12 protein-coding genes are annotated in these 13,774 nt (G+C 61.6%); 3 read left to right on the plus strand and 9 right to left on the minus strand.

Annotated elements, in window-relative coordinates:
• Window positions 1-163: 163 nt before the first annotated feature.
• The 8 genes from LK434_RS06895 to pflA form a co-directional block, all read right to left on the minus strand.
• Complete coding sequence (locus LK434_RS06895) at window positions 164-1,594, minus strand: 6-phospho-beta-glucosidase (protein ID WP_040360484.1); 1,431 nt, start codon at window positions 1,592-1,594, stop codon at window positions 164-166.
• Window positions 1,595-1,689: 95 nt separating this feature from the next.
• On the minus strand, window positions 1,690-3,024 hold the full coding sequence (gene celB, locus LK434_RS06900; RefSeq protein ID WP_040360608.1) for a PTS cellobiose transporter subunit IIC: 1,335 nt from the start codon (window positions 3,022-3,024) through the stop codon (window positions 1,690-1,692).
• Between the two features lie 21 nt (window positions 3,025-3,045).
• Window positions 3,046-3,672, minus strand: coding sequence for a hypothetical protein (locus LK434_RS06905; RefSeq protein WP_006719767.1), 627 nt, complete (start codon window positions 3,670-3,672; stop codon window positions 3,046-3,048).
• A 35-nt stretch (window positions 3,673-3,707) separates the two neighbouring features.
• Entirely contained in the window at window positions 3,708-4,007 is a 300-nt protein-coding gene (locus LK434_RS06910; protein WP_006719765.1) for a PTS sugar transporter subunit IIB, read from the minus strand.
• A gap of 60 nt (window positions 4,008-4,067) precedes the next feature.
• Window positions 4,068-4,391: a PTS lactose/cellobiose transporter subunit IIA gene (locus tag LK434_RS06915; RefSeq protein ID WP_006719763.1), complete on the minus strand. Its 324-nt coding sequence runs from the start codon at window positions 4,389-4,391 to the stop codon at window positions 4,068-4,070.
• A 79-nt stretch (window positions 4,392-4,470) separates the two neighbouring features.
• Window positions 4,471-5,883, minus strand: a complete 1,413-nt coding sequence (locus LK434_RS06920) for a BglG family transcription antiterminator (protein WP_006719761.1) — start codon at window positions 5,881-5,883, stop codon at window positions 4,471-4,473.
• A gap of 7 nt (window positions 5,884-5,890) precedes the next feature.
• Window positions 5,891-6,478, minus strand: coding sequence for a BglG family transcription antiterminator (locus LK434_RS06925; protein WP_227917910.1), 588 nt, complete (start codon window positions 6,476-6,478; stop codon window positions 5,891-5,893).
• A 502-nt stretch (window positions 6,479-6,980) separates the two neighbouring features.
• On the minus strand, window positions 6,981-7,799 hold the full coding sequence (gene pflA / locus LK434_RS06930) for a pyruvate formate-lyase-activating protein (RefSeq protein WP_006719753.1): 819 nt from the start codon (window positions 7,797-7,799) through the stop codon (window positions 6,981-6,983).
• A 203-nt stretch (window positions 7,800-8,002) separates the two neighbouring features.
• Between pflA and LK434_RS06935 the strand changes: the two genes are divergently transcribed.
• From LK434_RS06935 to LK434_RS06945, 3 genes are all read left to right on the plus strand, one after another.
• Entirely contained in the window at window positions 8,003-9,172 is a 1,170-nt protein-coding gene (locus LK434_RS06935) for an SLC13 family permease (RefSeq protein ID WP_006719749.1), read from the plus strand.
• 315 nt (window positions 9,173-9,487) lie between these two features.
• On the plus strand, window positions 9,488-10,351 hold the full coding sequence (locus tag LK434_RS06940) for a hypothetical protein (RefSeq protein WP_006719745.1): 864 nt from the start codon (window positions 9,488-9,490) through the stop codon (window positions 10,349-10,351).
• Window positions 10,352-11,276: 925 nt separating this feature from the next.
• Window positions 11,277-12,512: an IS256 family transposase gene (locus tag LK434_RS06945; protein WP_006722195.1), complete on the plus strand. Its 1,236-nt coding sequence runs from the start codon at window positions 11,277-11,279 to the stop codon at window positions 12,510-12,512.
• 892 nt (window positions 12,513-13,404) lie between these two features.
• Here LK434_RS06945 and grcA3 read toward each other — a convergent pair.
• The gene (gene grcA3, locus LK434_RS06950) at window positions 13,405-13,656 is read right to left on the minus strand and encodes an autonomous glycyl radical cofactor GrcA3 (RefSeq protein ID WP_040360482.1); all 252 of its coding nucleotides are present in this window, start codon (window positions 13,654-13,656) and stop codon (window positions 13,405-13,407) included.
• Window positions 13,657-13,774 lie beyond the last annotated feature (118 nt).

Here is a 13,774-nt window from a genome sequence, read left to right on the forward strand (position 1 = left end):
CTCGCGGCACCTTCGCAGCGGTGCCTTCGCAGCGGCGCCATCGCAGCGGCGCCATCGCAGCAACTCCTCCGCAGCGGACCTTCTCAGCGGCGCCGCGACGGGACGGCTCCAAAAACGGGAACCGTCCCGCGCCCGCGCCTTTTGCCCGGCGTCCTCGTCTTGGCTACGCCAGGTCCTCGCCGTTGGTGGCAATCACCTTTTGGTACCAGGCAAAGCTGTCCTTGCGCGAGCGCTCGAGCGTGCCGTTGCCCTGATTGTCCTTGTCGACGTAGATGAAGCCGTAGCGCTTCTCCATCTCGCCGGTGCCGGCGCTCACCAGATCGATGCAGCCCCACGGCGTATAGCCCATGAGGTCCACGCCGTCCTCCTCGACCGCGAGCTTCATCTGCTCGATGTGCGCGCGCAGGTAATCCACGCGGTACGGGTCGTGAACGGAGCCGTCGGCCTCCTTCTTGTCGTACGCGCCAAAGCCGTTCTCCACAATGAACAGCGGCAGGCCGTACCGGTCGGTAAACCAGTTGAGGGCGTAGCGCAGGCCCACGGGGTCGATCTGCCAACCCCAATCGGACGCCTTGACGAACGGGTTCTTGACCAAGTCGGCGGTCTCGTCAAACTCGAAATGCGCGTTCTCCTCGCGCCACTGGGTCGCAAAACTCATGTAGTAGGAGAATCCGATGTAGTCGACCGTTCCCTCCTGCAGCAGCATGAGATCCTCCGCCGTGACGTCGATGTCATAGCCCTTGCGGTCCCACAGCGCGATGATGTTGGGCGGGTACGTGCCCAGCGCATGCACGTCCGCGTAGTAGTAGCGGTGCTCCATCGCCTTATGGGCCATGAGGATGTCCTCGGGTTTGCAGGTCGCCGGGTACACGGGGCACATGGCGATCATGCAGCCGATCTGGAAATTCGGATTGATGGCGTGGCCGATCATGACGGCCTTGGCGCTCGCCACCAGCTCGTAGTGGGCCGCCTGGTACATGGCCTTCTCGCGGTTCTCGCCCGGCTCCGCGACGATGCCGGAGTCAACGAGCAACGCGAAGTCGTTGTTGTAGTCGGCCTGGTTGTTGATCTCATTGAACGTCATCCAGTAGGTGACCTTGTCGCGATACCGCTCAAAGCACACCGTGGCGAACCGCGTGAACAGGTCAATCAGCTTGCGATTGCGCCAGCCGCCGTACTTGTTCACCAAGCCGAGCGGCATTTCAAAATGGCTGAGCGTCACCACGGGTTCGATGTCATGCGCCAGGCACTCGTCGAAGAGCTCATCGTAGAACTTGAGGCCCTCCTCGTTGGGCACGAGCTCGTCGCCCTCGGGGAATATGCGGCTCCAGGCGATGGAGGTGCGGAAGCACTTGAACCCCATCTCGGCCATGAGCGCGATATCCTCGCGGAAGCGGTGGTAAAAGTCGATCGCCTCGTGATTGGGGTAGTTCTCACCGGGCAGCACCTCGCCGGTAAAGCGACGGCGCGTGTTCACGTCGCCGGCGGTGGTGACGTCCATGATGCTCGGCCCCTTGCCGCCGCAATCCCAGCCACCTTCGAGCTGATGCGCGGCAACGGCGCCGCCCCACAAAAATCCGTTGGAAAAAGGCATGGTAAGACCTCTCATTCGAGCATTGGATACCAAAGGGGCCAGCGGACCGTCTGGTCCACCGGCCCCTTGCGTGAGCATATGCGGTGCAGCGACGCTTACTCGGCCTCGGCGGCGAGCTTGGCGGCCTCCTCCTCGCAAAGCTGCTTATCGTACTTCTTGAAGAACGGGAAGTAGATGAGCGTGGCGACCAGCGCGCAGACGATGGCCACGAGGGCGGCGGTGAACGAACCGCCGCAGGAGATGAACGCGCCCAGGCCAACAGGCGTAGGCCACGGCATCTGCACGATCACCGAGGGGATGATGCGCATGGAGATGGCCAGGTAGGCGATGGCGGCAGAAGCCATGGGGGCGAGCATGAACGGGATGGCCAGGGCGGGGTTGTAGACGATGGGCAGACCGAAGATGAGCGGCTCGTTGATGTTGAAGAGCGCCGGCACGATCTCGGCCTTGCCGATGGCCTTGAGCTGCTCGGACTTGGCGAGCGTGAGCATCAGGATGGTCAGGCCCAGCGTGGCGCCGGAACCGCCGACGGTCACGAAGGCGTTGTTGAACTCGCCCGCCCAGATGGCGGTGCCGCCCTCAGCGTTCACCACGAGGTTGGACAGCGCGATGGCGGTCAGGGGCGACGTCACGATGGTGGCGCCGTGGATACCGACGAGCCACAGGGCGTGGATGAGGAAGTAGATCACCAGGATGCCGGGCAGGGTGTCAACGATGTTGACCACGAAGCCGAATGGGATGGCGATAAAGCTGTAGAAGTCGGTGCCGAACGCCATGAAGACGGCCTGGATGAGCATGCAGACGATGGCGACCAAAAAGCCCGGGATCAGAGCGGTGAAGGAGCGGGCGACGCCGTCGGGCACCACGTCGGGCAGCTTGATGACGATGTTCTTCTGGACGCAGAGCGCGTAGATGCGCACGGAGAACCAGGCGATGATGAAGGCGCAGAAGATGCCCGTGGCGCCAAAGCGGGCAGGGCCGCTACCCATGGTCCAGCCGTTGAACAGACCTGCCTCGGGATCGTTAAGCAGGGAGATCACACCGTCCACGATGCCGATCTGCGGAATGCAGATGAACAGGGCCATGACGGCCATGAGCACGGCGTTGATGGGCTTGATGTCGATCTCGTCCTCCTCGGAGAGGATGCGAGCGTACTCAAATGCGGTGGCGATGAGGAAGTACACCGCGATGCAGCCGATGGTGGCGCTGTTGGCGAGCATGTAGATGTTCGTGATCTTGTCGAACGACACCGACCAGATGCCGGCCAGGAACGGGAACGCCTGCGGTAGGACGTTCAGGATGAGGAACATCGATCCCACGATGGTGAACGAGATCGAGGTCATGCCGGCGAAGGTGATCGCGCGGATCATGCGGAACTGTGACAGCTTGGTCATCGGCCCCATGATGTACTTCTCGAGAAGATCAAACACGATATCCAACCTCCTAATTGTCTAGCTGTTGTACTTGAGAACCTTTTGATACAGTGCATAGCGCTTGTCGCGACGGTCGCGCACAAGAACGATGCGGTGGATGATGATGAGCTTGACCGCGATGAGAGCGACGCAGAACATGGCCCCAACCATCTTGCTGCTCAAAAACGGGAAGAAGAGCTGCTCGCCCACCAAGACCGTCGCGGCGAGCGTCACGGCGGACAGCGCGCAGGAAGCCACCAGCACGCGATGCGACCAAACCAGATACTCGGTCTCGCTCGACAAGGTGGTAAAGACCTCGACCATCACCGCGAGCGCGATGACGATCTCGAGCACCGGCACCACCATGGCGATACCGGGCTGGAACGCCAGGAGCATGAGCGCCCAGTACAGCCCGATAAAGAACAGCCCCGCGTCCAGGTAGCGAATCAGCATGAAGCGATTCCACTTGGCCGTCTTGACGGACTGCTCGCGCTTGAACGCGTCGGTACCCGGACCCTGGCGCTTGCGCGAAGAGGCCGCCTGCACGGACGGGCCCTTGCTGTGGGCGTCACGAGAACCGTTGCCCGCCGCGCCGTCCACCTTGGAACGTCCCGCTTGGGCCTGCGCCTTGGCGCGAGACCGCTTGACCTGCTCTTTCTTCTTCATAAGCTCAACCCATCATGCACGTGCAGCGAACCCAGTTAGCCGATCAGGCTGTTGATCTGATCGAAAATGGCCGGGCAGTTCTGGCGGCCGTAGTCCTTCATGGGAATGACGTCGACCGGCAGGCCGTCCGCCTTCTTGACGATCTTGTCCTTTTGGTAGGAAATCTGCGGGCCAACGAGGATGCAGTCATATCCCGCGGCCTTGGGATCCTTGAGCTCCGAGAAGCTGCGCGCGGCGACCTCGACGTCGATGCCGTTCTCGGCCGCGTAGCTCTCCATCTTCTTCATGAGCATGCTGGTGGACATACCAGCCGCGCAAACGAGCAGTACCTTCATGACAGATCTTTCCCTTCTGGGGCGATTGCCCCGGACAACGGCCCCTTGCGGACCATACGATTACTTGGCGGCGATGCGCTCGTGCAGGGCGATGATCTCCTCCGCCAGGTCTTGGCAGAGCATCGAGGTCATCAGATGGTCCTGCGCATGAACCAGCAGCACGTCCACGGGCACGTGGTCGCCACTGGCCTCACGGGACAGGAGCTTGGTCTGCTCGTCATGGGCTTGCAGGCCAACCTCGCGCGACTCCTCGAGCGTCTTGCGGGCGCCCTCGATGTCGCCCTCGCGCGCCTGCGCAATCGCCTCCATGGCCAGGCTGCGCGCCTGGCCGGCAGATGCCACAATCCCAAACGAGATGAGCTCCATGCTTTCCTCTTCGGCCATGTTCTCCTCCTCTCTTATCTCGTGGTCGTACCCATCTATCGAATGCGCGCGGACACGCCGCGGCGATGCGAAAAAGCAGTTAGGTCGGGGTGTTCACCGAGCCGGGCGTCCCGTCTACGACAATTCCCGACGCCCCCAGCACGTCGGCGAAGGCCTCCCAGGTTTGCTCGGTAACCAGTCGCTCGATCGCCTGAGGATCGACGAGCACGCCGGCAAAGCTGTCCAGGAACGTGCGCGCGGAGCCGTCCTCGTCAAAGGAGAAGCCCGCGAGAAACACCGCTTGCACCTCCTCGCCCTCAGCTCCCCACACCACGGGCTCATCCAACAGGCCGATGCAGACAAACGCGTCCCTGCTGGCCACCTCGAGCGGATGCGGCATGGCGATGTTGTTGCCAAAGGCGGTGGGCATGCGCTCCTCGCGCGCGAACACGAGCTCGCGGAAGTTCGGCGCGACGTCGCGCGACTCCTCGGCGCGGGCAATGAGAAAATCGAGGACCTCCGCCTTGGACGTGCAGGCAAGATGCGGGAAGAAGAGGTCCCTCCCCAGGTAATCGGCGCCCAGGGCGGACGGGCGGCGCATCTCCTTGCGCAGGACCGCCCGCGTGCGCTCCGCCTCCACGGGGTCGAGAAAGCACGACACCTCGCGCACGGGCACCGGCAGCTCGCGGTTGAGCGGCACGGTGGTGAACGCGTAGTCGATGGTGGAAAAATCGACCTTGTCCAGCCCCAACGCATCGCAGGTCTGGATCTGATCGATGTAGTCACCGAACTCGCGGCGGCACTGGTACTCCAGCAGGCGGGCGCTACCGGCACCCGAGGCGCAGATGACCAGGATGTTCTTTTTGACCGTCTCGGTCTTAGACCGCTCGAGCGCGAGTTCGAAGGCAAGGGCCACATAGCCGATCTCGTCATGGGACAGCGGTGCGCCGTAGGCCTCGGCGATGACCGTCGATGCGTCGACGGCGATCGAAAAGGACAGCGGGTAGCGGGCCTTGATGTCATCGAGCATGGGGTTCTTGAGCTTGAGGTTGTACCGCAGGCGCACCGAGAGCGGCTGGATGTGGCGCGCAAGGTTCATGCGCAGCTCAAGGTCGTTGCGAAAGTCGAAGCGAAACACCCGCCACACGCGATCGAGCATGTCGGACACGACCTGCCACACCTCGTCGGAGATCACCAGGCTGCTCTCGTCCGGCGTTTGATAGATGGTCTGCTTGCCCGCCAGGTGAATCGCGATGTAGGCGACCTCCTCCTGCGGCAGCGAGATCGAGGTGAGGGCGTCGATGCGTCGGGCGATGTCCTCCGCGGCGCGGTACTCGCTCGTTGCGACGATGCGCTGCAGGCGGCTGTCCTCAATGGGCACGTAGCAGTCGTTCGAAATGCGTATCAGCGCTATGACGATGTGGACGAGCAGATTCTGAAAAGCGGCGGCGTTTATGGTGAGGAGCTGGGCTTCGGCTGCCTCGCTCACGCAGACGGCGATGGCATCGAGCACCGCCTCGTTATTTTGGAGGCCCCCCCCCCCCCACAAAGTTTTTGAGGACCAGGGTGTTGAGCCCGCCGGTGACGCCGGAGGCGCCCGTTGCGCTGCTCGCGTCGATGGCGGCATTGGCCAAGCACAGGCGACGGGACATCTCCCCGCCCGTCACGCGGATACCGTAATGCGAGCGCTTCTCGAGCACGAGGTCATAGGGGCGCAGACGCTCCTCGACCTTTTTGAGGTCGCCCGACAATGCGCTCTTGGAGACGAAGAGGGCCTGCGACAACTCCTGGAGCTTGATCCAGTCATTGCGCATGAGCAGATCGTTGAGGAGGTAGTTCACGCGCTCCTCGGAGGTCTTGCACGCAAGACATGCATGGCCGCCACCCTGTGCGGCGATCCAGGCGTCCAGGTCCTCTTGATCAAGCACGCGCAGGCGGTATCCCTCGCCGCGGCTCAACTCGACAACGGCACTGCCCGACAGGGACTCATTGGCCCGGGCAACATATTTGCGCAGCGTCCGCGTGCTCACGCCGAGCTGCGCGCTCGCGTCTTCCGGCGTCACGCCGTCGTGCTCGCGCATAAATGTGACGAGCTCCACGTTCTCCATGGCCAAACACCCCCTTCGTGCGACAACGAAATCATACGCTGATTGCGCCGGGGGTTCGGTTCATTTGCTTCCGATTCATGCGGAAGGGCTGTGAACTGAAGAAAATCAGCAGGTAGATAGCTAAAAATAGAGCCAGACGCACGACAAGAGCCCAAAATGCTGCCGCAAGATGAAACATTGTGCGACCGCTCGCGGTCCCCAAGCAACCGTTCACGGATTCATGCCACCGGCGGGGACTGGTACACATCCGAGCCGCGGGCAACGCGCGCGACCGCGGCGCGGAGCGCGAGCGGCAGTGGTGCGGGGCATGCGCGGGAACGGCGCGGGGGCACGCGGCTCACCTATCGAAACGCGCGCGCATACCGCGCTTGCCGGCGCATGTACCCCATACACGAGGAGCAGATGCGCACTCAACCAAGGGGGGGGCGCACCTGCTCCTCGCGTCTACAATGCTCCTCGTGCCTGTAGCCGTTCTTGGCGGTATTGGGGGCGCGTAACGCGCCTATCCCGCGCAGTGGCGCTCGGCGGCGCGGGCCTGGCGCAGGCCGCGCATGACCGCCTCGCGCAGAGCAGGGATACGGCCCTTGTCCATGGCGGGCACGTCCTTAAGGGGATACTCGAGCCCCAGCTGCTCGTACTTGACGATGCCCATGGTGTGATAGGGCAGCATCTCGAGCCCCACCACGTTGTGCCAGGGAGCGATCAGACGACCCAGGGCCTCGCACTCCTCCTCGGTATCCGTGATGCCGGGCACGATCACATGACGGATGACGACCTTGACGCCGCGACGGGCCAGCTCGTCCCCGAACGCGAGGATGTTGTCGGGCGCGCAGCGGGTCAGCGCCTTGTGGCCCTCCGGATCGCTGTGCTTGATGTCGAGCAGTACCAGATCGGTCTGGGCAAGCACCTTGTCAAAGCGCGCGGGCTTCTTGGGGTTGTACGCATATCCGCAGCTGTCGAGGCACGTGTGCACGCGCCCGTTGGGGTTGGCGTGCATGGCGGCGAACAGGTCGCCCACAAACTCGGGCTGGAGCAGCGGCTCGCCGCCGGTCACCGTGATGCCGCCCGTGCGGTAGAAGGGACGGTTGCTCTCGAACTCGTCGATTATTCGCTCGACCGTCACCGAGGTTCCCGCCCCCGAGCCGACCGCCCAGGTATCCGGGTTGTGGCAATACGCGCAACGCATGGGACAGCCCTGGGTAAACACGACAAAGCGCACGCCGGGCCCGTCGACCGTGCCCATGCTCTCGATGGAATGCACGCGACCCGTCGCGTACCGCGACTCCTGCGACTGCCCCTGCTCCAACACGATCTGCGCCATATAGCCTCACTCCGCTCTCGTATGTATCGGAACTAGAGTAGCAGACGCATGGGACGCGCGTGCGCACGACGCGCATTTCGAGGCGAGGACCGTTGCAGCCGGGCAGCCGCCCTCCACTTGCTTGCGGAAAGCGCCCGAACGAACTCACCGGCTTCTTTTCCGCTACCATAGATGCGATTTTCCCCGCGTATAAGGTGACATACATGACCCTGCACCCTCAGGTCCAATCCCGATCGCGTGCGCGCTTCCTGGCCGACCGCATCCGCACGTTCATACAGTCCGAGGCCGTTTTGACGATCGCTGCGCTGGCCGCCATCGCGTCCATGGCCGCATTCCCGCCCGTCCTCGACAATCTCCCCGCCTACCTCGACGCAATCGACCTGCGCACGATAGGGCTGCTCTTTTGCCTGATGACCGTGGTTGCCGGGTTTACCCGCGCCGGCCTGCTCGCCCGGGCACGCACCTTGCTCACACGCGGGCAGAGCGGCGCGCGCCGAATCGTCTTGCTGCTTGTGACGATCTCGTTCTTCGCCTCGATGGTCGTCACCAACGACGTCGCACTCATCTCGTTCGTCCCGCTCACGCTGCTGCTCCTGCAACATGCGGCACCTCGCACGCTCATCATCGCACTCGTAGCCCAAACGGTCGCCGCCAACTTGGGCTCCATGATGACGCCCATCGGCAACCCGCAAAACATCTACCTCTACTCGACATTCAACATCAACCTTGGCACGTTTCTCGCCACGCTCGCACCGTATGGCATCTTGGGGCTTGCCGCTTCTCTTCTCCCCTGTGTCCTCATACCAAACGAGCCCCTTGCCGCAAACGAGCTGCGTGAGACCTCGATTAACCGGCAACTCCTCGCCATTTACAGCGTGCTCTTTGCGCTCGCCTTGGCGTGTGTGGGACGCATTGTGAGCTGGGAGCTCTGCACGCTCGTCACGATTGCGGCCTGCCTGGCATTCGATTGCAGCGTGCTGAGGCACATCGACTACAGTCTTCTTGCGACCTTTGTTTGCTTCTTCATCTTTGTCGGCAACCTCAAGCACGTCGACGCACTCGTTACCGCGTTGCAGGGACTGCTCGCCGGACGCGAGGTGCTCGTCTCGGCTTTGACGAGCCAAGTTATTAGCAATGTTCCCGCGGCCATCATGCTTTCGGGATTTACGCATAATGCCGCCAGCCTGCTCATTGGCACGAACATAGGTGGGCTGGGCACGCCCGTGGCATCACTCGCGAGCCTCATCACCCTGCGCATCTACGCGCGCTCCGGCAATGCGCAAACGGGCAGATACCTGCTGTATTTCCTTGTCTACAACGTTATTCTTCTCGCGCTGTTCCTCGCCCTGGCGTGTGTGTTGGGCCAGGCTTAAGCGCCGACTCAAGAAGATAGACTTGTCGGACGTGCGGCGGGCGCATCCATCGACATGCGGCACTGTCTCGGGCGCGCGGCGCGTTCATCGGAACGCGGCGTCGCCGCGGGTGCGCAGCGCGTTCGTTAGCACGCGGTACCGCCCCGGCACGCAGCACGTTCGTCGGTGCGCAGCGCCGGCTCGGGCGCGCGACGCATTTGTCGGCGTGTGGCGTATACCCCGACACGCGGTGCCGACGGCGGCGTGCGATGCATTCGTTAACACGCGGTACCGCCTCCGGCACACGATGCGCCTTCAATCCACGCGAAGCAATCGATGCATGCTTTTCTTTTGGAACAACCGCCTAGTGCCGCTTTTGACAAGCAGTCCTTCTTTGAACGAAACATCGCAGTTCTCGGTATTGGGCGTATAGTCTCTTTTAAAGATTGCCTGATGATATCCCACGGCATCGACCCGGCATATACACCCTACTTGAAAGGCACACCAATGAAGCGCCGTTCTGTAACGATTTGCGCCCTTGTCGCCGTCTTTGCGCTCGGTGCCCTAGCGTGGAACGCCCTTGATGCGATCAGCAATCCGGCGCCGGCTGGCGATTGGAACCCCACTCAGGAAAACACCACGAGCGGACTGCTGATCGGTGTGGATGTCAGCAACAGCACGTTCACCATTGAGCATGCAAGCTGGTGCGCATCCGCGGATAAAAACGATGTTGACGGCGTCGTTGTGTTTACCATGACCGACCCCGAGGAGCTGCACAGGCTCGACCGAGAGGTGCCCGCCGGAACGCACATCACCGTTACCCACGACCGTCTTCCAGACGTCGTGAGCGATGCTGGGCAACTGCAGGCTCAGAGCTACTGCGTATCCGAGGTTCTACCCGTCTCCAGCGGGTCTGATAGCCACGCCATAACGGTGGGAACGCTCACGAGCATCGATGCCGACGCAAGAACGTTAACCATCGAGCAGGCAGATTGGACCGCATGCGCAGATTGCAATGACGCTGAAGGCACAGTGGTTTTTGGCGTAAGGGGAAATGACGACGTGGCCGCGATGTTCGAGGGTCTCCCCGTTGGATCGCGGATTGCCGTTACGCACAACCGCGCCGAGCACGTCGTAAGCGATGCAGGACAGTTGGCCTGCCTGCACGTTGAGGCCATTACTTCTACAGATGCGTCATGAGATCTCGCGCCCTTCGTAGATGCGGGCACGTCCCGCCCACGGGTTTGTTATCTCCCATAGCCACCCCTGCGCGCCAGCCCTCTCTTTGAGACGATGGGCCGGCGAGGGCAAAGCTGCACCTTTATTGCGGGCTTGCGCACACAGTCCTTCTTAGGGAAGATGGGCTGGAGATGCACTGCGACCCGCCATGTCAGATGCTTACGCACAGTCCTCTCTTTGAAACAACAAGCCGGGAACGACACGACCGCTAACCCAGCTGAATCGCGATATGCAAGGCCATCAGGCAAGTCAAGAGCAGGCGACAAAAGGGATTGGGCTGTGACAATGCCCGAGCTGGGGGCCGCTTTTCCCGCTTAAGCAGAGGTCCCGCTATGCAAGGGGATAAAAGAACACCGCCCTCGATGAGTTCATGGGGCTCTGGATGTTTGGAAGCGGCGGCCCCATCAGGTCGGATTCAGCAGAAATGCACTGGTCGGCCCCCGATTACGAGGAGATCGACGTCATGCCCAACAGACCGGATTAAGCAGAAACGTGCTGGTTGGCCCCGGCAAGCGCCGCGCCCCTCCGACGCGCGGCTCAGGATGTACCGCCAATCATCCACAGTGCCCATTTTTACCAGCCAAACCGGGCAACATCCATTTTTAATCACTGCAAGATTTACAAACTTCCGGTATTGGGAAGCTCTCGGGCGATTGCTCGACTATACCGTCTTTTTCAATCTTTTTGACCTGCGGTTTTCTTTACATACAGCGTCGTCTACTCGAAGAATCTCAATATAGCTTCCCAATACCGGAAGTTTGTTTCCGTGCTCCGCATTTGGACGGTCGCGTCCGTAAAGTGGTGTAAATAGCAAAGGCGAGCCAGAGGCCCGCCGACCAAGTAAACTTGCAATCGCCAAACCACAACGATTACTTGGAGGACGAGCATGGCTCGAATCAATCTTACACTAGACCAGGACGAGATCCTCTCCCTTCTCGCCGGCGACACCGGCGGCGCGTTCGCGGCCCTGCTGCAGAAGTCCCTGAACGCGGTGCTGCTCGCGGAGTCCGACGAGCAGCTCGGGGCGGCCCGCTACGAGAGGGCCGAGGCGCGCACCGACGTGCGCAACGGCACGAGGGAGAGGCCCCTGGCGACGCGCGTCGGCACGATCGAGCTGACGGTCCCGAGGCACCGGAACGCGCCGTTCAGGACGCTCGTCTTCGACAACTACAGCCGCAGCGAGGCCGCGCTGGTCACGACCATGGCCGAGATGGTCGTCTCCGGCGTCTCCACCGCCAAGGTCGGCAGGGTCATGGAGACCATCTGCGGGAAGAGCTTCTCGAAGCAGTGCGTCTCCGAGGCGTGCCGCGACCTCGACGCGATCGTCGGGGAGTTCCTCGCGCGGCCCATCGAGGGAGACCACCCGTTCCTCATGGCGGACGCCACCTACATCAAGTGCCGCGAGGGCCACAGGGTCGTGGCGAAGGCGCTGCTCGTGGCCATCGGGTTCACGCCGGACGGCCGCAAGGAGGTGCTCGGCTTCGAGGTCGCGGACGCCGAGACGACCGAGAGCTGGACGCGGTTCCTCGCCGGGCTGCGCCGCCGCGGCCTGTCGGGGGTCCGGCTCGCGACCACCGACGCGCACGAGGGGCTCGTCGCCGCGCTGCAGTCCGTGTTCCCCGAGGTGCCCTGGCAGCGCTGCCAGGCCCACTTCGCCCGCAACGTCGTCGACGCCGCGCCGAAGCGCCTGAGGGTCGGGCTGCGCGGCGAGCTCGCGGAGATGTTCAACGCGAAGACCATGGCGGAGGCGCGTCGCAGGCGCGACGAGATCGCGGCCGACTACGCCGGGGCCGCGCCCAGGGCGGTCGAGCGGCTCGACGCCGGGTTCGACGACGCGATGACGGTGATGGAGCTGCCCGAGGCGCTGCGGCGGGTCGTGCGGACGTCGAACCACCTCGAGAGGCTGAACGGGGAGGTGAAGAGGAGGTCGTCGGTGGTCAAGGTGTTCCCGAACGCGGACTCGATAGCGAGGCTGATCGGGGCCGTGCTCATCGAGGAGGGCGAGCGCTGGGCGGCCGGTCGCAGGCTGTTCTACTCGCCGGCCGTGAAGGAGCTGCAGGGCGTGGTCCCGCGCCTGGAGGTCATCGCGCGCGAGCAGCGCCAGCTGAGGCTCGCGGCATAGGAGAAAGCGGCGGTTGCGAATTTACACACAAAAATGGACTTGACCCATTTGGACTATCGAAATCGCGAATTCGCCTTCATCCGATACGCAAAACAGGTGGAACGACCCTGTTGCCTCGCAGCGTCATGTACAAAAGCGACAAACATATGGTACGCAAAACAGGTGGAACGACCCTGTTGCCTCGCAGCGTCATGTACAAAAGCGACAAACATATGGTACGCAAAACAGGTGGAACGACCCTGTTGCCTCACTGCTCGCAATTCAAAGCCAACAAAATGCCGACGATGAAAGAAGAGCGCCCCTGAATGGTGAGGCGCCGTACTGAGTTGGAGAGTTGCTATCAATCATCTTAGAAAGGTTACGATGGCGCGATAGGCTCTTTCGTTCATGCAGCTACAGACGGTATCAATCGGTTTGCGATGGTAAGGATAACGCGGCGCGCCCTTTCGTTTGTCCAGGCTCGGTCGTCATCAATCAACGTGGAAAACCAACGATGGAGGTTGATGTCCTTAGGCGGTTTAATACTTTTTTATTCAGGTGAATCGTAATTAACCCGTTGGCCTTTGATGCTCAATTTCATATCTTTCCAGACCTCACGCTGAGCAGACTTCATATCGAACAGAAATCGCATGGAGCAGCAATCGCGACATGAAAAGCCCCCTTTCGAAACGCGTCAGCGTTTCGAAAGGGGGCACAAGCAAACCAGAGATTCGCGATAGGAGTAAGGGTGCTTTTAAGAAAACCGCTTGCCTTACCTGCCGCGTTCAATCAGCCTAATCAGCCAATTGGATCAATCTTTCTGACCAACCAGTCAAATCGATTGATTTGCACTACCGGTCAAACCAACGAATTGGATCGACCAGCTAAAACAAGTGCGATGCTTGAGGAAGCCTTAGAAGCCCTCGTGGAAGGTACGGGAGATGACCTCATCCTGCTGATCCTTGGTGAGGTTGTGGAAGTTCACGGCGTAGCCGGAAACGCGCACCGTAAGCTGCGGGTACTTCTCGGGGTGAGCCTGGGCATCGAGCAGCGTGTCGCGGTTGAACACGTTGACGTTCAGGTGGTGGCCACCCTTCTCGGCGTACGCGTCGATCATGCTCACGAGGTTATCGGCCTGAGCCTGGGGGATGTCAGCAACCTTCATGGTGCTCTCCTTTTCATACATTGGCGCCGAAGCGTCGTAGTAGGAATTGTTACTGAAATTATATCAGTAGAACGGCCATCGGCAAGCGTAAATGTTACTTGCACAACAACCTTTACAA

Origin of the sequence: Collinsella stercoris DSM 13279, from assembly GCF_020735465.1 — a bacterium.
Taxonomy (GTDB): Bacteria; Actinomycetota; Coriobacteriia; order Coriobacteriales; family Coriobacteriaceae; genus Collinsella; species Collinsella stercoris.

What these genes read in the sequence shown, in the direction of transcription:
- grcA3 (WP_040360482.1), bottom strand. Translation starts at nt 13,656, where the DNA reads ATGAAGGTTGCTGACATCCCCCAGGCTCAGGCCGATAACCTCGTGAGC.
- LK434_RS06935 (WP_006719749.1), top strand. Translation starts at nt 8,003, where the DNA reads ATGACCCTGCACCCTCAGGTCCAATCCCGATCGCGTGCGCGCTTCCTG.
- LK434_RS06910 (WP_006719765.1), bottom strand. Translation starts at nt 4,007, where the DNA reads ATGAAGGTACTGCTCGTTTGCGCGGCTGGTATGTCCACCAGCATGCTC.
- LK434_RS06905 (WP_006719767.1), bottom strand. Translation starts at nt 3,672, where the DNA reads ATGAAGAAGAAAGAGCAGGTCAAGCGGTCTCGCGCCAAGGCGCAGGCC.
- LK434_RS06940 (WP_006719745.1), top strand. Translation starts at nt 9,488, where the DNA reads ATGCATGCTTTTCTTTTGGAACAACCGCCTAGTGCCGCTTTTGACAAG.
- pflA (WP_006719753.1), bottom strand. Translation starts at nt 7,799, where the DNA reads ATGGCGCAGATCGTGTTGGAGCAGGGGCAGTCGCAGGAGTCGCGGTAC.
- LK434_RS06895 (WP_040360484.1), bottom strand. Translation starts at nt 1,594, where the DNA reads ATGCCTTTTTCCAACGGATTTTTGTGGGGCGGCGCCGTTGCCGCGCAT.
- LK434_RS06945 (WP_006722195.1), top strand. Translation starts at nt 11,277, where the DNA reads ATGGCTCGAATCAATCTTACACTAGACCAGGACGAGATCCTCTCCCTT.
- LK434_RS06925 (WP_227917910.1), bottom strand. Translation starts at nt 6,478, where the DNA reads ATGGAGAACGTGGAGCTCGTCACATTTATGCGCGAGCACGACGGCGTG.
- LK434_RS06915 (WP_006719763.1), bottom strand. Translation starts at nt 4,391, where the DNA reads ATGGCCGAAGAGGAAAGCATGGAGCTCATCTCGTTTGGGATTGTGGCA.